Origin of the sequence: Paenibacillus sp. CR_12, assembly GCF_041953985.1 — a bacterium.
GTDB lineage: Bacteria > Bacillota > Bacilli > Paenibacillales > Paenibacillaceae > Paenibacillus_AQ > Paenibacillus_AQ lautus_A.
On the sequence record NZ_JAVFHO010000008.1, the window covers coordinates 261,118 to 278,818 of the forward strand.

The following is a 17,701-nucleotide window of genomic DNA, read 5'->3' on the forward strand; positions in this document are numbered from 1 at the left end:
ATGATTTGAGAGTACATGTCACGGACCTGAAACCCGGTGATCAAATACAGCAGGATGCTTACAACACTAACGGCGTTCATGTTCTGCAAAAAGGAGCTTTGCTACGTTCAGAGGATATATCCAAGCTATTGCAGCACGGCATCGATTACATAGAAATACAGCCGCGCGCGCTGTCCGTATCCCTCGATCCGTTATCTGAAATTTCGGACTCGTTCAACAAGGTTAAACCTCACTTTAACCTAGCGTTTGACGGATGCTCCGCCTTATTTACGGAAGCATCCCAATCCGGAAAGTTCAATGAATCCCTTGTAGACGATGTTTTCCAGCCACTGGTCGGCTCACTGAACGAGCATACGGATGTGGTATCCCTGCTTCTGCTGTTTAATGGAACAGACGATTATACCTACAGGCATTCCATTCAAGTAGGGATGCTATCCTACTACATCGCGGATTGGATGGGTTACTCCGGCAAGGAAGCCTATGAAATCGGCAAGGCAGGCTATCTCCATGATATCGGCAAAAGTAAGATTTCAAGGGATATCCTGGACAAGCCCGGCAAGCTGACCCCCGAGGAATTCGAGGAAGTGAAGCTGCACACCATCTATGGTTACGAGATGATCGCCGAATCCATGGATGACAAGGTGACCGCCATGGTCGCGCTTCAGCACCATGAACGGGATGACCGTTCGGGCTATCCGCGAGCGCTCCATGCAGACCAGATTCATCCGTACTCTCATATTTGCGCGGTAGCCGATGTCTACAGCGCCATGACAACGAACCGTGTCTATCAGTCCAAGCAGCAGCTGCTAACCGTTCTGCGCGAGCTGTACAGTCTCAGTTTCGGGAAGCTGAACGGCAAGCCGACGCACGCTTTCATTCAGCAGATGCTGCCGAATTTCATCGGCAAAAAGGTTCTGCTGACGACGGGCGAATCCGGCATCATCGTCATGAACCATCCTTCGGATTACTTCCGTCCGCTTGTAAAGACCGATGATCGTTTCATCGACCTCTCCAAGGAATATCATACCGAGATTCAAGAGATTCTGTTGTGACCTGTGTTCCTAAAGATAATCCGGAAGCTGCTAAATCGCTTGCTTCCCTGCTCGAATAACCAGTATTGCCGTCAGCCTTGAGGCTGGCGTTTTTAGCGTCTGCCTTGTGACGTTTTTCACATCAAATCTTATCGGATTTTGGCAAAATCGAAGACGTATCCAACCGGCCTGTGCAATCTATAAATCTCTTCGTCCGCGTCTCGGTGCCATTCCCATAAACGTTCAAGCACAAAAAAAGAGCGAATCACCCATCCCTGAGTGATTCGCTCCTGTCTTCATATGAACTACTTAGCCGATGGAACCTTCCATTTCGAACTTGATCAGGCGGTTCATTTCAACGGCATACTCCATCGGAAGTTCTTTGGTAAACGGCTCGATGAAGCCCATAACGATCATCTGCGTAGCTTCGTCTTCCGTAAGTCCGCGGCTCATGAGGTAGAACAACTGATCCTCGGATACCTTGGAGACGGTCGCCTCATGCTCCAGCGTAATGTTGTCGTTCTTGATTTCGTTGTAAGGAATCGTATCGGACGTCGACTCATTATCGAGAATGAGCGTATCGCACTTAATGTTCGCTTTCGCGCCTTCCGCATTGCGGCCGAACGATGCGAGACCGCGGTATGTTACTTTACCGCCATGCTTACTGATCGATTTCGATACGATCGTGGACGTCGTATCCGGCGCCAGGTGGAGCATTTTCGCCCCAGCGTCCTGATGCTGGCCTTTGCCCGCAACCGCGATGGAAAGCACCATCCCTTTGGCACCGCGTCCTTTCAGGACGACAGCAGGGTATTTCATCGTCAGCTTGGAGCCGATGTTACCATCCACCCATTCCATCGTTGCGTTCTCTTCCGCAACCGCGCGCTTCGTTACGAGGTTGTAGATGTTCGGTGCCCAGTTCTGAATCGTCGTGTAGCGAACACGCGCGTTCTTTTTGCAGATGATCTCAACCACGGCACTGTGAAGCGAGTTCGTGCTGTAGATCGGAGCCGTACAGCCTTCAACGTAATGCACGAAGCTGTCCTCGTCGGCAATGATCAGCGTGCGTTCGAACTGACCCATGTTCTCGGAGTTGATCCGGAAGTAGGCTTGCAGCGGAATTTCGCACTGTACGCCTTTCGGCACATAGATGAAGCTTCCGCCGGACCATACCGCACTGTTCAAAGCCGCGAATTTGTTATCCGTCGGAGGTACGACCGTTGCAAAGTACTCTTTCAGAATCTCCGGATGCTCTCTAAGAGCCGTGTCGGTATCCATGAAGATAACGCCTTGATCCTCTAGATCCTTTTGCATATTATGGTAGACCACTTCGGATTCGTACTGCGCGGATACGCCCGCCAGGAACTTCTGCTCCGCTTCGGGAATACCCAACTTATCGAAGGTTTCCTTGATCTCGGCCGGTACTTCCTCCCACGTCTTGCCTTGCTTCTCGGAAGGTCTTACATAATACTGGATATCGTTGAAATCCAGCTCGTCGAGATCGCCGCCCCAACGAGGCATCGGCATTTTCTCGAACTGCTCCAGAGCCTTCAAACGGAATTCCAGCATCCATTCCGGCTCGTTCTTGATTTTGGATATTTCCGTAACGACTTCACGCGTCAAACCTTTACCGGTTTGGAAAATAGCCTTGTGCTCGTCACGGAAACCATATTTATACTCTTCCATTTCTGGCGCTTTTTTAGCCATTTAACTTACCTCCCTATCGATCTGTTCATTCGCTTACTTCGCGTCAATTCCTTTTCGGAGTGCGTTCCACGCAAGTGTTGCGCATTTAATGCGTGCAGGAAACTTGTTAACACCGGATAGGGCTTCAATATCCTCGTACTCGTCAAAATCCACTTCATCGCCTTTCATAAGGGAAGAAAAGCGGTCCGCCAAACTGATGGCTTCGTCCAGCGTTCTTCCTTTTACGGCGTCCGTCATCATCGAAGCGGAAGACATGCTGATGGAGCAGCCTTCCCCCGTATATTTGGCATCGGCGACCACGCCGTTCTCTACCTTAAGCTGCAAGGAAATGCGATCTCCGCAAGTCGGATTGTTCAAATCGATGGTTACCGCATCTTCTTCAAACTTGCCGCGATTGCGGGGGTTCTTATAATGATCCATGATGACACGTCTGTACAAATCGTCAAGTTGCATCGCCAAAATACTCCTTTGTCTGGATTAAGGCGCTAACTAATCGATCAACGTCCTCTTCTGTATTATACAGATAAAAGCTCGCGCGTGCCGTGGAAGATACTTTTAACCAACGCATAAGCGGTTGACAGCAATGATGTCCTGCACGAATCGCAATCCCCTGGGCATCCAGAACGGTTGCCACGTCATGCGGATGAACGTCTCCAAGATTGAATGTGATAAGGCCCACTTTACGCTTACGGGGACCGTAAATGGAGATGCCTTCGATCTCGGAGATCCGGTCCATGGCGTAGTTCGCAAGCTGAGCCTCATGCCGTTCGATGGCGTCCATTCCGATTTCCTCCAGGAAATCGATCGCGGCGCCAAGTCCGACAGCTCCTGCAATGATGGGCGTGCCGCCCTCAAACTTCCAAGGGAGCTCCTTCCAGTTCGATTCGTACAACCCGACGTCATTGATCATCTCTCCGCCGAATTCGATCGGCTCCATTGATTCCAGCAGCGCCTTCTTGCCGTATAATGCGCCGATACCTGTTGGAGCACACATCTTGTGTCCGGACAAAGCGTAGAAATCGCAGTCCAGGTCCTGAACGTCCACTTTCATGTGCGGCGTGCTTTGCGCCCCGTCCACCACGATAACGGCACCGTGCCGATGCGCGATTTCCGCGATTTGTTTAACGGGATGCACGACGCCCATGACGTTGGACACGTATGCGATGGCTACGACTTTGGTCCGTTCGGTCACCAGTTCCTCTACATCTTCGACACGGATCGTGCCGTCAGGCTGCAAAGGAATATATTTCAGCGTAGCGCCGACGGCGATGGCCGCCTGCTGCCACGGAATGAGATTGCTGTGATGCTCCATTTCCGTCAGGACGATTTCATCCCCAGGACCGCAAACGGAGCGTGCGTAGGATGAAGCCACCAGATTCAGGGCCGTCGTCGTTCCGCGGGTGAATATAATCTGCTCCGAACTCTCGGCATTTATGAAACGGGCAACCTTCTCCCTGGCTCCTTCATAAGCATCGGTAGCACGGCTCCCGAGCGTATGAACTCCGCGGTGCACATTGGAGTTCTCCCATTCGTAGTACCGCTTGACGGCATCTATGACCACCTGCGGCTTTTGCGATGTCGCGGCATTGTCGAGATATACCAGCGGATGTCCGTTGATCTCCTGGTGAAGAATGGGAAATTGCTCACGGACGGAGGCGATCATTGTCCCAGCTTCCTTTCAACGAGCCCCTGCAGCTGGTCGCGAAGTCCCTCGAGCGGAATTTCGCTGACAACCGGAGCCAAGAAGCCGTAAATAATCAGGGATTCTGCAACGGAACGGGAGATGCCGCGGGACATCAGGTAGTAAATTTGCTCCCGGTTCACTTGTCCTACGGACGCTGCGTGACCGGCCGTTACGTCGTCCTCGTCGATCAACAGAATCGGGTTCGCGTCGCCGCGGGCTTTCGGGCTGAGCATCAGAACGCGTTCGGTCTGCTGTCCGTCCGCCTTCGTTGCTCCCTTCTCGATCTTGGTAATGCCGTTGATGATGGCTTGTGCTTCTTCGCGCATGACCGCACGGGTGATCATCTGGGATGCGGAGCTCTTGCCGAAATGCTTCGCTTGCGTGGTGTAGTTGATCTTCTGGGATCCGGAACCTACCGCAATGATTTTAGCATCGGATGTCGAGCCGTTGCCCTTCAGAATGCTCATGGTGTCACTGGCTGTATCGCCATCGTTCATCTCGCCGACGATCCACTCGATCGAAGCGTCGTTGTCAAGCACCGCGCGGCGGAACGTGACATCCGTTGCTTCTCCGGCCAATTGGTGAACGGATGCGTAACGCACCTTCGCTCCGTTCTTAGCAAACACTTCCACCACGCCGTTATGGGTTACCGCCGCAGTCAGGGAATCCGATACGTAGTTGTCTACATAAGTAATCTGACTGTTCGCTTCGGCTACGACCAGCACATGCGGAGCAAACGTGGCTTCAGCATCGTCGGTCAGCATGACCGCTTGCAGCGGAACATCGACCTCCACATTCTTGGGAACGTAGAGGAATACTCCGCCGTTCCATACGGCAGCATGCAGAGCGGCCATGGCGTGCTCATCGCTCTTAAGCGCTTGGTGCAGATAAGGTTTAACCAAATCCGCGTGTTCTTTAACCGCTGTTTCCAAATCGGTGAAAATCACGCCTTTGGCTGCGAGTTCCGGTGCCAGGCTTGCATATACGGTTCCGGAATTGCGTTGAATAACCAAACCGCCTTCTCTCGAGCCTTCGACAAGTTTGGCCACATGCTCAGGCAATTCGTCAAGGGACGCGAGTTTATTGCTCTCTTTATATTCACCGTAGCTGTGGATGTTCCAACGCTCGATGCGTTGTTTCTCCAGCTTGGGCAGTTCCAACTGGCCGGCCAGTTCCAGGGCTGCCAGACGGCTGTCTGTAAGCCAAGCCGGCTCCTGTTTACTTTCGGACAATGCCTTCAGAGCCTCAGCGTTGACCGGAAGAATGGTTTGTGTAGTCATATCGTTTCCTCCTCCCGTCTATTTACGCGTCTTGACCTACAGTTTCATCGGTAATGCCCAGCTCTTCCTTGATCCAGTCGTAACCTTCCGCTTCCAGACGCTCAGCCAGCTCAGGGCCGCCGGATTTCACGATGCGCCCTTGCATCATAACGTGAACGTAATCTGGCGTGATATAGTTAAGCAAACGTTGGTAGTGGGTAATGATCAAGAAACCGCGCTCTTCGGACTTCATGGCATTTACGCCGTTCGCCACGATTCTCAAAGCATCGATATCCAGACCGGAGTCGATTTCGTCAAGCACGACGATTTTCGGATCCAGCATCATCATTTGCAGAATTTCATTACGCTTCTTCTCACCGCCGGAGAAGCCTTCGTTCAGGTAACGGTGAGCAAACTCGGGATTCATCTCGAGCTCTTTCATTTTGCCTTCCATTTGACGAATGAACTTGATCAGGGAAATCTCGTTGCCTTCGCCGCGGCGTGCATTGATGGAGCTGCGCAGAAAATCGGAGTTCGTTACGCCGGCGATTTCGCTCGGATATTGCATGGCCAGGAACAGACCTGCGCGTGCGCGCTCATCTACTTCCATCTCCAGCACGTCTTCATCGTCGAGGAATACTTTACCTTCGGTTACTTCATATTTAGGATGACCCATCAACGCGGAAGCCAACGTACTTTTACCCGTTCCGTTTGGTCCCATGATGGCATGAACTTCTCCGCCCTTCATCTCAAGGTTGATCCCCTTCAGGATCTCCTTGCCTTCGATCGTTGCTTTCAATCCTTCAATGACAAACTTGGTTGACATATTAGATTCCCTCCGTTGAATAGGTAGTGTATTTGTTGTCCCATATGATAACAGGATTGTACGCCCTGATTTCATAAAATAAAAAGTGATTCTTTATTTATAATCATTCTAAACTGATTATCAATGATTCTCAAGCCATTTTATAATAAAAAATGACGTATTTCAACCGGACAAGCCTTTTGGAGACAACATTCGGACAACTGTAACCATTAAAAACAGGCTTGGCCGATTAACCGGCCAAGCCTGTTTCATTCTGCCCTTTTCATCCGCCGTATATGCTGATGCTCCCCGTGTCGCCACAGCATCTAGGCAACGGCGTAAGCCGCGCGTCGTCAGACGGTGTTGGGGGACACATAAGCTATGGGGACTCGTTAACAAGCTGCCTCAAGCTGCAGCGAATATACGGAATGAATGGGGATATCATTCTATAGGAATCACGCTTTATCCAAGGTAAGAGCGCAGCATCCACATATGCTTCTCAAGATCGGCCTTGAACCCGGTGAACATGTCCGCTGTCGGCGCATCTCCGGCTTCCTCGGCCATTTCGATGCCTTCCGCCAATTCCTCGGACACGGTAGCAAAGTCCTCGACCAAGGCCTGTACCATGCCGCGGGTATCCTCGTTGCCGGAGGCCTCCTGAACGGTCGCAAGCTCCAGATATTCTTTCATCGTTGCAGCCGGCTTGCCTTTGATCGAAAGCAGGCGTTCCGCAACCTCATCCATTTTAAGCGTGATTTCGTCATAAAGCTCTTCGAATTTAACATGAAGGGAGTAGAACTGCTCTCCGGTTACATACCAGTGATAGTTGTGAAGTTTGACGTAGAGCACGTTGAAGTTCGCAACCTGCTGATTGAGCAATTGCTCCAGACTTGCGTTTTTCGTTTTTCCTGCAGCTTTGCCAGATGTAGTTTTTGCCATGGTTTATCCCTTCCTTTTCTATATGAAATGCACCCTGTACTGCGTCAAAGGAACATTCGGCAGATCGGTGTATCCCCATTGTAACTGGAACCATCTGCTAATGCTATTCCTTCATTAATATATGAGTACATCCTGTGCTTGGGCGTCTATTTGTAGTTTACCCTCAGGACTGCGAAGCGAATCAGGTTCGGCTAACCTTGAGACTTGCCAAAAAATTATACAAAATTCGCGAAAAAACGTTATACTAGGTAATACCAAGCAAAAAAGTTGGCTTTGTTTTTCTTCTATTATATTTGGGGGTGACCATCCATGTCTGCATATCATCCGCTGAACGCGGACGAAGCGATACAATTAGCTAAAAGTATACCGGGCCGGTTCCCGGACCATGCCGAACTCGAATGCCGCGAAATCGGCGACGGCAATCTCAATCTGGTGTTTCATGTCACCGCCAAAAATACGGCTGATAGTATCATTATCAAGCAAGCTGTTCCTTATGCAAAAGTCGTAGGCGAATCCTGGCCGCTGTCTCTCGACCGCGCGCGCATCGAGCGTCTCGCCCTGGAGACGGAGTATTCCCTGTGCCCTGACCTCGTGCCAAAAGTATACGGCTATTCGGATGAGCTCGCCTACACCGTGATGGAAGACTTAAGCGAATACACCATCATGCGCAAAGGCCTTATCGAAGGCATCGCCTATCCGAAGTTCGCGGAGCATATCGGCCGGTTTTTGGCCAGAACCCTGTTCTATACGTCGGATCTGGGCATGAACCAGCAGAAGAAGAAGGAACTTGCCGGCCGTTTCGTTAATCCGGATCTATGCAAAATTACCGAGGACTTAATCTTTGAGGATCCATACCGCGAATCCGCCAACAACAACTATGAACAGAGCATTGCCGATGAAGCGGAAGCCCTTCGCGCCGACCTGCCGCTTCACTTCGAAGTCGCGCTGCTGCGCCATAAGTTTCTGACCCATGCGCAAGCTCTGCTCCACGGGGATCTGCATACGGGCAGCATCTTCGTCACGCCGGAATCCACCAAGGTGATCGACCCGGAATTCGCTTATTTCGGCCCGATGGGATTCGATATCGGCGCGGTGATCGGAAACCTCCTGCTCAACTACGCGGCACAGCCGGGCTGGAGCGGGGACGAGCAGACGCTGGCCGCCCGGGAAGCCCGACTCCTCGAGATGGCGAGCAGCGTTTGGAACCATTTCGAGAACAACTTCCGCTCGCTGTGGAACGATGATCTCTTGGACGAGATGTCCCGCACGCCAGGCTATCAGGACCATTATGTGTCGCAGATTTTGAAGGACGCCGCAGGATTCGCGGGCTGCAAAATGATTCGGCGCATCGTCGGATTGTCCCATGTTGCGGACATCGACACCATAGCGGACGATAAGGCCAGAGAAGCAGCACAGCGCAAAGCGCTCGCCATCGGCAAAAATCTCGTGCGCCATCACCGCAGCATCAAGTCCTTCGAGGACATACTGACCTTGATCACGCAAGCATCCAAAGGAAATGAGGTATCGATATGAGCGGTATGACTACCGGCAATACCAGCACCTATGAACCGCTAAGCTCGGTTTACTGGGGAGGAGACCACCTGGTCCTTCTGGATCAGCGCTTGCTCCCGGAAGAGATCGTCTATCTTAAGCTCTATACGCCAGAGGAAGTCTGGGAAGGGATTCACTCCATGAAAGTCCGCGGCGCACCGGCGATCGGCATCGCGGCAGCATTCGGCGCCGTTCTCGGGGGAATGCAGGTGGAAGCCGATGGTCGCGAGGATTGGCTTCAGCAAGTCGCAAAAACCTGCGCTTATCTCGCAACGTCCAGACCGACGGCCGTCAATCTGTTCTGGGCGCTGGACCGCATCAAGCTTGCAGCCGAGAAGCTGGCGGCTTCGGATCTCGACACGGCTGGTCTGAACGCGGCGCTGCTCGCCGAAGCCGAGGCCATCCGGGCCGAGGACGAGGATGTATGCCGCCGCATCGGCGAGAACGCGCTGCCGTTCTTCCGGGACGGCATGGGCGTGCTCACCCACTGCAATGCGGGGGGATTGGCGACCGCCAAATACGGGACCGCCCTGGCGCCAATGTATCTGGCCCATGAGCAGGGCCTGAACATCAAGGTGTTCGCGGATGAGACGAGACCCGTTCTGCAAGGTGCCCGCCTAACCGCCTTTGAACTCCAGCAGGCCGGCATCGACGTCACGCTGCTGGCAGACAACATGGCCGCCATGGTCATGTCCAAAGGTTGGATACAAGCGGTTATCGTCGGTACGGATCGCGTAGCCGCAAACGGCGATGTCGCCAACAAAATCGGTACGTATGGGGTCGCGGTTCTGGCGAAAGCCCATGGCATTCCTTTTTATGTGGCGTGCCCGTTGTCCACGATCGACCTGAATACGAAGACGGGTGCCGATATTCCGATTGAGGAGCGGCCGGCGGAAGAAATCACGGAAGGTTTCGGCAAGCGCACCGCACCACAAGGCGTCAAAGTGTACAACCCTGCCTTCGACATTACGCCGAACGAATACGTGACGGCGATCATAACGGAAAAAGGCGTCGTGCAAGCACCTTACGAAGAGAGCTTGAAAAGCTTATTCGAATAAGCCGCTGCAAGATTTCACGCCATCGACGAACAAACGGACAAAAGGCCCCCGCCGATTGTCCGTTTGTTCTCTTTGATAGCGTTTCGGCACATTTTTTCCCTGTGAAGGTGACAAAAGCATCGCTTATCTCATTAAAAAAAGAGCGATCCACACCGGAATCACTCTTGTACCGCTTAAGCCTGCTGGGCTCAGATCATCCGCAGGATCGCATCCTTGCCGGCGAGGCCGGGATGAATGCCCCACTTCTCCGCCTCCAAGGTTACCGATTCCAGCGGTGCCTCCAGCAGCTGCTCCAATGTGCGAACCCCAACGGCTCTCCCGGCAATAATCTTGCGGTCTGCAAGCTGTTCGTTCAGAAGGCCCACATCGAGGGCACCGCACATAATATAACCGCGGGAAGTGTATACAGCCAGCAGCGTAGTTTTCGGAAGTTTGACCTCGACGCCCATAACGGTATGTCCTTCAATCTCGATCGGCAGTAAAGTCACCAATATAAACAATCCTCCCCTCACATCGGCTTAGAATTATGTTTATTCTCTTTAAACCGACATGGTGCGAATGTCTCTGATATTGCGCAAGGGCGCCTTATGTTTATGGTGCGAACGTCTCTCGATTTAATAGAATAAAAATGAAATATCCGTGACATTAGGACTATGAAAATTCGAAAATTATGGTATATTTGATTCAGAAGAAAACCTTGAAAGCTGGTGAATGATAAAAGCTATGAACACAATTCCTGTCACCGATGATAACGGCTTTTTATTCAACGTTGATATTCTGGTCAAGAGTCCCTCCAACGCACTGGCTTTGCAATATTTGCTGGAAATGCTGAACGACAAGGCCGAAGTCGTCGATTTCCGGATTAAGTCCGGAATGGAACTTGGAGAAATTATCAACACCTTGGTCCAAGCCAAGAAAGATTCCGTTATTAGCAATGCCTCCCGGAAGATGGCTTCTTCCACGACTCAGCACGTGAAACCTGCTCCGCCTGCGATATCCTCGCCGGAAAAAAAGATCGCTGCAAGCGCACCTCCTGTCCAAACTCCACTCGCCGGAAATGATCCCTTTGAATGGATTAAAGTATACAGTAAGGACAATCGCCTTGTTCGCCTGACAACCAACCGCCACGGTAAGCAGACAAGCCTACCCTGCCGAATACTCAATTATGACGAAAGCAATTTCCTGGTCAACGTCTATCATGTCGATGAGAAGCAGGTATATACCTTCAAACTCAATGAAATCGACGAGTTCAGCGTGAGCTGAGTCGGCAGTATATTATAGGTATGTAAAAACGGCATCGCCGCCCTTTATCAGGGATCGGTGAAGCCGTTCTTTTTTTGAGTGCTAGTTTTTACGGGACAGCGCCGAGGACATCAGGATCAGCCAGCCTGCGATAAAGGATACGCCGCCGATCGGCGTAATCGCCCCTAGCCATTTGATGCCGGATATACTTAACACGTAGAGACTGCCGGAAAAAATAACGGTTCCCGCGATGAATAAAGCCCCCGCCCAAAACAGCTTCCGGGATTCGCCCAGCACCTTGGCCACAATCCCCGTAATCAGGACCGCCAGTCCGTGAATCATATGATAGTGGACGCCCGTCTCATAGGTGGCAAGCTCGTCCGGCGTAATGATATCCTCCAGCATATGGGCGCCGAATGCCCCAATGGCGACGGACAATGCCATCAGGATCGAGCCCCATGCGATGAAAGCACGACTCATGTTTTTTTCAACCCCTTTTGTCAGCGGACACCCGTGTCCATATGTAATCATGTTAAGTTTAACGGATTCGCGTACGCTTTTCCACCGGCGTGCAAGCGCTTTGGACTTGATTTCAGGGCCATTTTGTGAAAGATTAATAAGGATGTCTTTTATTTCGAAACCGCATGGACCCATTAAGAATGAATCTCAAGTTAGGAGCGATTATGTACATGGATCAACAATCACCTTCCTCCCCATCCGAGGGGCAAGGTTCGCCCAAGCGACCAAAAACCACCTTCATTCCTCCCGAGGACAGAAAGAACTCCCGCTTCGGCATTGCATCATTCATTCTGTCGATCGTGACGCTGCTTGGTTATATTCTGCTCGGCGCGCTCGGCACCACGATGATTGAACCTTACATGACGGAAAACGGGCCGATCCTGGAGCCGACGCAGGAAACGCTTGAAGCGATGACCACGCTGGCGGCCGTTTTCATTCTCGTGATGATCATCAATATCGTCGGCCTGGCGCTTGGCATTGTCGGCTGCTTCTCTAAGACACGCAAGCGTGCCGTCGCCGTCATTGCCACCATCGTGAACGGCGTAGTCATCGTCACCATCGGCGCCCTTTTCCTATTCGTATTAAGCGCATAAGGATTACGTACCAGGACACTTGCCTGATCCATTTCAGGTTAAGTGTCTTTTTCATGGCAAACACGGATTCACACTCACATATCGCTCTTTCTCCCGAATATAATGAGATACTACAGCCGAAAAGACGGCAACCGTGTCAAGGCTACACTTGGGAGGTGACTGTCCGTGCAAAATGAAGACGCTCTGTCGTTTGTCGTATCCCGTGAAGACTGGTCGCTGCACCGCAAAGGCTATCAGGATCAGGTACGTCACCAGCATAAAATCCGCGAAGTGATCAAACGCAACCTGCCCGACCTTATTACTGAGGAAAACATTATTTTGTCCGACGGAAAGCAGATCATTAAAGTTCCGATCCGAAGCCTTGACGAATACCGTTTCATCTACAATTACCAGAAGCAAAAGCATGTCGGTCAAGGCGACGGTGACAGTCAGGTTGGGGACGTCCTTGGACGCGACCCTTCAGCGGCCCAGCCCGGAAAAGGAGAATCGGCCGGTGACCAGGCGGGACAGGATATTGTGGAAACCGAGGTCAGCCTGGAAGAGCTGGAGAATATGCTGTTTGAGGAGCTGGAGCTCCCGCTGCTGCAGCCCAAGGATAAAGAGCAGATCGAGACGGAGTCCATCGTGTTCAACGACATCCGCAAAAAAGGCATCATGTCCAACATCGATAAGAAACGCACCATCCTGGAGAATCTGCGCCGCAATGCGAGGGACGGCAAGCCCGGCATCCACGGCATCAGTCCGGACGACCTGCGCTACAAAACCTGGGACGACACCGTCATACCGGAATCCAATGCGGTCATCATCGCCATGATGGACACTTCCGGTTCCATGGGTTCCTTCGAGAAATACTGCGCGCGCAGCTTTTTCTTCTGGATGACCCGTTTCCTCCGCAAGCAGTACGAGAAGGTGGAAATCGTGTTTATCGCCCACCATACCGAAGCGAAGGAAGTGACCGAAGAGGAGTTCTTCACGCGCGGCGAAAGCGGGGGTACGATATGTTCATCCGCGTATCAGAAGGCGCTGGATATCATTCATCACCGGTACCCTCCTTCCAAATACAACATCTATCCCTTCCATTTCTCGGACGGCGATAATCTCACATCCGATAATGAACGCTGCGTCAAACTCATCGGGGAGCTGCTGAAGGTGAGCAACATGTTCGGTTACGGCGAGGTCAATCAATACAATCGCAGCAGCACGCTGATGTCGGCGTATAAAAATATCAAGCTGGACCAATTCATGTACCATGTCATAAAGGACAAAGGGGAAGTGTACGAGGCGCTCAAGACCTTTTTTCGGAAACGGCAAGGAGCCGCTACCTGATTTTAAAGTCGATAAGTGAAAGAAAAAAATAAATATCGGATGACCTGGACACTGGAGGAGGCAGGGACCTCCTCTTTCTTATGGCCTCCTGCGATACGGCTAACAGCCCGTTGCCGAATAATGGATATGTCAAGCATAACGGCTTGTCATTTCAAATGAAAAATCTGTCTTATTATTGACATCACAATGTAGCCGTAGGTTCATTTTTTTGTCACCTTCTGTTTTTCCAAGGATGGTAGTATTAACTATGACATCTTGTTGCAGGATATTACAGGATTCGATAAGGTCTCCTGCATATGAAATATCCTCCTATAAAGGAAAGGGAAGGTTTACCATGTTCCAAATGACACATCGACTATCCAGCACCCAGACGTTTGAGAATATGTCCTACATATTATCGCAGCGGCTGTTACAGGGCGGCATGAGCGCAGATCCCTCGAGAGGAGTGATCTTCCGTGCCGATATCCGATAAACCCCACTCACGTTACATGCCCGGTCTTGACGGACTGCGGGCCCTCGCATTGATCGGTGTGATGGGATACCACTGGAATTTTGGCTTTGCAGGCGGCGGGTTTCTCGGGGTAAGTTTATTCTTCGTATTGTCCGGTTACCTCATTACGGATATTTTGGCTTCGCAATGGCATCATCATAGACGGATTGATCTCAAGGATTTTTGGATACGGAGATTCCGGCGTCTCCTGCCGGCGATGCTGCTCATGCTGTTCATCCTTGTGGTATGGGTAACGCTGTTCGACCGGTCAAGATTGGCTACGCTTCGAAGCGAAGTGCTTGGAGCGGTTACGTACATAAGCAACTGGCAGTTTATTTTTCAGCAGCAATCCTATTTTGAATCGTTTGGCCCGCCTTCTCCGCTGGGGCATTTCTGGTCGCTAGCAGTGGAAGAACAGTTCTACCTGCTGTGGCCGGTTATCATGCTGGCGGCGCTCAAGCTGTTTCCCCGCCGAGGGCAGCTCTTTGCGTTCATTGCCGCCGGTGCCGCGATTTCCGCGCTCCTCATGGCCGTGATCTATCAGCCGGGCGACGATCCGAGCCGGGTTTACTACGGTACGGATACCCGGGCGTTCGGCCTGCTGATCGGAGCGGGGCTGGCCATCGTATGGCCCAGCTGGAAACTGTCCTCCCGCGCTTCAAGAGGCATCCGCTATAAACTCAACATGACGGGTGCCGCGGCAATGCTTATCATTCTCTACATGATGTGGCAGGTGGACCGTTACGACGCATTCCTGTATCAAGGAGGCATGTTCCTCTTTTCCTTGGCTGCTGCCGTGCTCATAGCGGTGCTGGCCCACCCTGCGGCTTCCATCAGCCGCTTGTTAAGCTGGAAGCCGCTGCTGTGGATCGGCGTTCGTTCCTATGGCATCTACTTATGGCATTACCCGGTCATGATCCTGACCTCGCCTGATTCCGGCGCTAGCGATCTCAGTTTGCTTCAGACTGCGCTGCAAATCACCGCAAGCGTTCTGCTGGCCGCGCTATCCTGGAAGTATGTCGAAGAACCGATACGGCATGGCGGGCTTAAAAAATTATGGCTTAAAGCCCGCTCGCTTCGCCGCCGCCCAGCTTCGATTTCGTTAAGAGGCTGGATCGTGTCCCTGAGCTCTCTTATGCTGATCGGCATATTCTGTTCGGGGATGATGAGCAGCGTGTCCTCTGCAAGAACGGTGGGCGATATCGCTGCCATGCTGAACATCGATGACCCTGCTCCGGAGGAAGCGGCTCAGCCTCCAAGCACCGAGTCTGCTACGGCCGAACCGCCGCAACCGGTCGGCACGAACGGAGACAACGCAGCGCCTCCTGCCGTAGAGCCATCGAAACAACCGGATACGGTGAAGGAGCCGAATTCTAGGGATGAAGGGGCTAAGGCTCCGCTTTCGGATGGAGCGACGGACTCTGGAAATAACGACGCCGGTGCTGATGAGAACGAAGTGCCGGACCCAGCGGCAGAGAACAACCAAGACGTCCAAGACAAGCAAACCGGCGGAGAAAGCGATCCTATGGATAAAGCCGACTCCGGAAAACCGATTCCGGATCAACCGGATGACGATAAGACTGGCGAGCCGAATGGGGATCAGGTCGATAAGCCGGATCCATCCAAGGACCCGGCAAGCGGAACTCCCGGCGGCAAGAACGATCCTGCCAAGCCGACGACGAAGCCGGAGCAGCCACCGGTAACCAAGTCCGCCATCACGGCCATCGGGGATTCGGTTATGCTCGGGGTCTCCCCTTATCTCGAAAAATCGCTGCCCGGCATTCACATTGATGCGGTGATTGGCCGCCAAATGCGCCAAGCCGATGACCTGATTCCGGCCCTGAAATCCCAAAATCGGATTGACGGCGGCATTGTCATCATCGGGCTCGGAACCAACGGGGCCTTCTCGCAAAAGGATCTCGATTCTCTGCTGGGCCCTCTGAATTCGGCCAAACAGATTCTGCTTATCAATACGCGCGTTCCGCGCGATTGGGAACAGAACGTTAACGGCATGCTCGCCAAAGCAGCCGAACGGAACCCGAAAGTTACGCTGGTGGATTGGTATTCAGCCAGTAAGGATCATCCGGAATACTTCCGGTCCGACGGCGTCCATCTGGAGCCGGAAGGTGCCGAGGCCTACACATCCATGCTGCTTCAAGCCATCAAGAAATAAACGGATTGTCCTGATTCTTGCCATCATTCATTCTCATATCGTCGGCCTGATCTCATCATTTGATGAGACAGGTCGACTTTTTAGTTATATACGTATTCGCGAGCAGCAATATGATATAATTCGGTTACTTAATCTCATCATTTCTTAATAGAAGGCGGTGTCCTGGCATATGAACAATATCGTGACAATGAAATGGCTGCTGGCTAGACTCTATGAACCGGATCTGGTCATCGTCGACTGCCGTTTTGCCCTCGGCAAACCGGAAAGCGGCCGAGCCACATACGAGGAATCGCATATTCCGCGGGCGGTTTACCTCGACCTGGAGAAGGACCTCTCCTCCCCCATTACCGAGCATGGCGGTCGCCATCCCCTGCCCGACCTGGATCGCCTTGCACAACGTCTTGGCCAGTCCGGCATTCAAAGCAGCAGCCGCGTCGTGATCTACGACGACCAGGGCGGAGCCATGGCCAGCCGACTATGGTGGCTGCTGAAATATACCGGCCACGAGCAAGCTTATGTATTGGATGAAGGGTTTACGGCTTGGAAGAACGCTTCGTATCCGGTAACGGACGAACAGCCGGTCGTCATTCCGGTTACATATGGCATCAACCTTAAGCCGGATAAACTGGTCCGCGTCGATGAAGTACGCAAGGCTTCGCAGCAGGGAAGCAAAACGCTCATCGATTCCCGCGAGCCGCGCAGATACGCCGGATTGGAGGAGCCCATGGACACCAAAGCCGGGCATATTCCGGGTGCTGTGAACTATTTCTGGAAAGGCGTCCTGGATGATTCCGGACATTGGAAGGATGCGGAAGCGATCCGCGAGCATTTCTCGGACATCCCGCAAGATGCCGAGATCATCGTATACTGCGGCTCCGGCGTCACCGCTTGTCCGAACGTGCTAGCCCTGGAGGAAGCCGGGTACGGCAACGTAAAGCTGTACGCGGGCAGCTGGAGCGATTGGATCAGTTATGAGGAGAACCCGGTGGCGACGGGGGAAGAATAACCTGCAAGAACCCGCGCTCTGCACGGGTTCTTTTTGTTGGGGCTAAGCTTGCCAAAAAAACAATTGAAGGGAGTATAGGCACCTTCAATCAATTTCACAGCTGTTGCTCTCGGCCGGAACAAATTCCAGAATGTCTCCCGGCTGACAGTCTAGAATTTCGCAGATCGCTTCCAAGGTAGAGAACCGGATCGCCTTCACTTTCCCCGTTTTCAGATTGGACAGATTGACGTTCGAGATCCCTACCTTGTCGGCCAGGTCATTCAATTTCATTTTTTTGTCGGCCAGAACTCGGTCCAGACGTATAATAATCGGCACTAT

General features: G+C 52.2%; 17 protein-coding genes. 8 read left to right on the forward strand and 9 right to left on the reverse strand.

What is annotated here, in order from left to right; all coding sequences use genetic code 11:
* Nucleotides 1–5 precede the first annotated feature (5 nt).
* Nucleotides 6–1,052: an HD-GYP domain-containing protein gene (locus RB297_RS24950; RefSeq protein WP_096776336.1), complete on the forward strand. Its 1,047-nt coding sequence runs from the start codon at nucleotides 6–8 to the stop codon at nucleotides 1,050–1,052.
* 288 nt (nucleotides 1,053–1,340) lie between these two features.
* Here the strand turns inward: RB297_RS24950 and sufB are convergent, their stop codons facing one another.
* The 6 genes from sufB to RB297_RS24980 form a co-directional block, all read right to left on the reverse strand.
* Nucleotides 1,341–2,738 carry a Fe-S cluster assembly protein SufB gene (sufB, locus tag RB297_RS24955; RefSeq protein ID WP_015737014.1) on the reverse strand — a complete coding sequence of 466 codons (1,398 nt, stop codon included), beginning with the start codon at nucleotides 2,736–2,738 and terminating at the stop codon, nucleotides 1,341–1,343.
* A 33-nt stretch (nucleotides 2,739–2,771) separates the two neighbouring features.
* Nucleotides 2,772–3,191: a Fe-S cluster assembly sulfur transfer protein SufU gene (sufU, locus tag RB297_RS24960; protein ID WP_015737015.1), complete on the reverse strand. Its 420-nt coding sequence runs from the start codon at nucleotides 3,189–3,191 to the stop codon at nucleotides 2,772–2,774.
* Complete coding sequence (locus RB297_RS24965; RefSeq protein WP_009595771.1) at nucleotides 3,181–4,401, reverse strand: cysteine desulfurase; 1,221 nt, start codon at nucleotides 4,399–4,401, stop codon at nucleotides 3,181–3,183. Before RB297_RS24965 ends, sufU begins: the two co-directional genes overlap by 11 nt.
* Nucleotides 4,398–5,702 (reverse strand): Fe-S cluster assembly protein SufD, encoded by a 1,305-nt coding sequence (gene sufD / locus RB297_RS24970; RefSeq protein ID WP_375121713.1) that lies wholly within the window; start codon nucleotides 5,700–5,702, stop codon nucleotides 4,398–4,400. The genes RB297_RS24965 and sufD overlap by 4 nt, the downstream gene beginning before the upstream one ends.
* A 22-nt stretch (nucleotides 5,703–5,724) precedes the next feature.
* On the reverse strand, nucleotides 5,725–6,507 hold the full coding sequence (sufC, locus tag RB297_RS24975) for a Fe-S cluster assembly ATPase SufC (RefSeq protein WP_015737018.1): 783 nt from the start codon (nucleotides 6,505–6,507) through the stop codon (nucleotides 5,725–5,727).
* Nucleotides 6,508–6,948: 441 nt separating this feature from the next.
* Nucleotides 6,949–7,425 (reverse strand): Dps family protein, encoded by a 477-nt coding sequence (locus RB297_RS24980; protein ID WP_009595811.1) that lies wholly within the window; start codon nucleotides 7,423–7,425, stop codon nucleotides 6,949–6,951.
* 309 nt (nucleotides 7,426–7,734) lie between these two features.
* Between RB297_RS24980 and mtnK the strand changes: the two genes are divergently transcribed.
* Both mtnK and mtnA read left to right on the forward strand, forming a co-directional pair.
* A complete protein-coding gene (gene mtnK / locus RB297_RS24985; protein ID WP_213579563.1) occupies nucleotides 7,735–8,958 on the forward strand; it encodes an S-methyl-5-thioribose kinase in 1,224 nt (407 codons plus the stop codon).
* A complete protein-coding gene (gene mtnA / locus RB297_RS24990) occupies nucleotides 8,955–10,034 on the forward strand; it encodes an S-methyl-5-thioribose-1-phosphate isomerase (RefSeq protein ID WP_251498124.1) in 1,080 nt (359 codons plus the stop codon). Before mtnK ends, mtnA begins: the two co-directional genes overlap by 4 nt.
* Before the next feature lie 188 nt (nucleotides 10,035–10,222).
* Here the strand turns inward: mtnA and RB297_RS24995 are convergent, their stop codons facing one another.
* Nucleotides 10,223–10,525 carry a YunC family protein gene (locus RB297_RS24995; RefSeq protein ID WP_009595810.1) on the reverse strand — a complete coding sequence of 101 codons (303 nt, stop codon included), beginning with the start codon at nucleotides 10,523–10,525 and terminating at the stop codon, nucleotides 10,223–10,225.
* A gap of 220 nt (nucleotides 10,526–10,745) precedes the next feature.
* On the opposite strand from RB297_RS24995, the gene RB297_RS25000 reads away from it, so the two are divergent.
* Nucleotides 10,746–11,297, forward strand: a complete 552-nt coding sequence (locus RB297_RS25000) for a hypothetical protein (protein ID WP_213579565.1) — start codon at nucleotides 10,746–10,748, stop codon at nucleotides 11,295–11,297.
* Between the two features lie 81 nt (nucleotides 11,298–11,378).
* Here the strand turns inward: RB297_RS25000 and RB297_RS25005 are convergent, their stop codons facing one another.
* The gene (locus RB297_RS25005; RefSeq protein WP_009595784.1) at nucleotides 11,379–11,756 is read right to left on the reverse strand and encodes a DUF423 domain-containing protein; all 378 of its coding nucleotides are present in this window, start codon (nucleotides 11,754–11,756) and stop codon (nucleotides 11,379–11,381) included.
* A 209-nt stretch (nucleotides 11,757–11,965) separates the two neighbouring features.
* Here RB297_RS25005 and RB297_RS25010 point away from each other — a divergent pair, with 209 nt between their 5' ends.
* The 4 genes from RB297_RS25010 (at nucleotide 11,966) to RB297_RS25025 (ending at nucleotide 17,383) form a co-directional block, all read left to right on the forward strand.
* Nucleotides 11,966–12,388, forward strand: a complete 423-nt coding sequence (locus RB297_RS25010) for a hypothetical protein (RefSeq protein WP_375121714.1) — start codon at nucleotides 11,966–11,968, stop codon at nucleotides 12,386–12,388.
* Nucleotides 12,389–12,553: 165 nt separating this feature from the next.
* Nucleotides 12,554–13,714, forward strand: a complete 1,161-nt coding sequence (yhbH, locus tag RB297_RS25015; protein WP_009595852.1) for a sporulation protein YhbH — start codon at nucleotides 12,554–12,556, stop codon at nucleotides 13,712–13,714.
* A 455-nt stretch (nucleotides 13,715–14,169) separates the two neighbouring features.
* Nucleotides 14,170–16,377: an acyltransferase family protein gene (locus RB297_RS25020; RefSeq protein ID WP_375121715.1), complete on the forward strand. Its 2,208-nt coding sequence runs from the start codon at nucleotides 14,170–14,172 to the stop codon at nucleotides 16,375–16,377.
* 169 nt (nucleotides 16,378–16,546) lie between these two features.
* Entirely contained in the window at nucleotides 16,547–17,383 is an 837-nt protein-coding gene (locus RB297_RS25025) for a sulfurtransferase (protein ID WP_375121716.1), read from the forward strand.
* Between the two features lie 84 nt (nucleotides 17,384–17,467).
* Here the strand turns inward: RB297_RS25025 and RB297_RS25030 are convergent, their stop codons facing one another.
* Entirely contained in the window at nucleotides 17,468–17,698 is a 231-nt protein-coding gene (locus tag RB297_RS25030; protein WP_375121717.1) for a helix-turn-helix domain-containing protein, read from the reverse strand.
* Between the last annotated feature and the right edge of the window lie 3 nt (nucleotides 17,699–17,701).

Coding starts and splice junctions, on each gene's coding strand:
- sufB (WP_015737014.1), bottom strand. CDS start 2,738: ATGGCTAAAAAAGCGCCAGAAATGGAAGAGTATAAATATGGTTTCCGT.
- sufU (WP_015737015.1), bottom strand. CDS start 3,191: ATGCAACTTGACGATTTGTACAGACGTGTCATCATGGATCATTATAAG.
- RB297_RS24965 (WP_009595771.1), bottom strand. CDS start 4,401: ATGATCGCCTCCGTCCGTGAGCAATTTCCCATTCTTCACCAGGAGATC.
- sufD (WP_375121713.1), bottom strand. CDS start 5,702: ATGACTACACAAACCATTCTTCCGGTCAACGCTGAGGCTCTGAAGGCA.
- sufC (WP_015737018.1), bottom strand. CDS start 6,507: ATGTCAACCAAGTTTGTCATTGAAGGATTGAAAGCAACGATCGAAGGC.
- RB297_RS24980 (WP_009595811.1), bottom strand. CDS start 7,425: ATGGCAAAAACTACATCTGGCAAAGCTGCAGGAAAAACGAAAAACGCA.
- mtnK (WP_213579563.1), top strand. CDS start 7,735: ATGTCTGCATATCATCCGCTGAACGCGGACGAAGCGATACAATTAGCT.
- mtnA (WP_251498124.1), top strand. CDS start 8,955: ATGAGCGGTATGACTACCGGCAATACCAGCACCTATGAACCGCTAAGC.
- RB297_RS25000 (WP_213579565.1), top strand. CDS start 10,746: ATGATAAAAGCTATGAACACAATTCCTGTCACCGATGATAACGGCTTT.
- RB297_RS25005 (WP_009595784.1), bottom strand. CDS start 11,756: ATGAGTCGTGCTTTCATCGCATGGGGCTCGATCCTGATGGCATTGTCC.
- RB297_RS25010 (WP_375121714.1), top strand. CDS start 11,966: ATGGATCAACAATCACCTTCCTCCCCATCCGAGGGGCAAGGTTCGCCC.
- RB297_RS25025 (WP_375121716.1), top strand. CDS start 16,547: ATGAACAATATCGTGACAATGAAATGGCTGCTGGCTAGACTCTATGAA.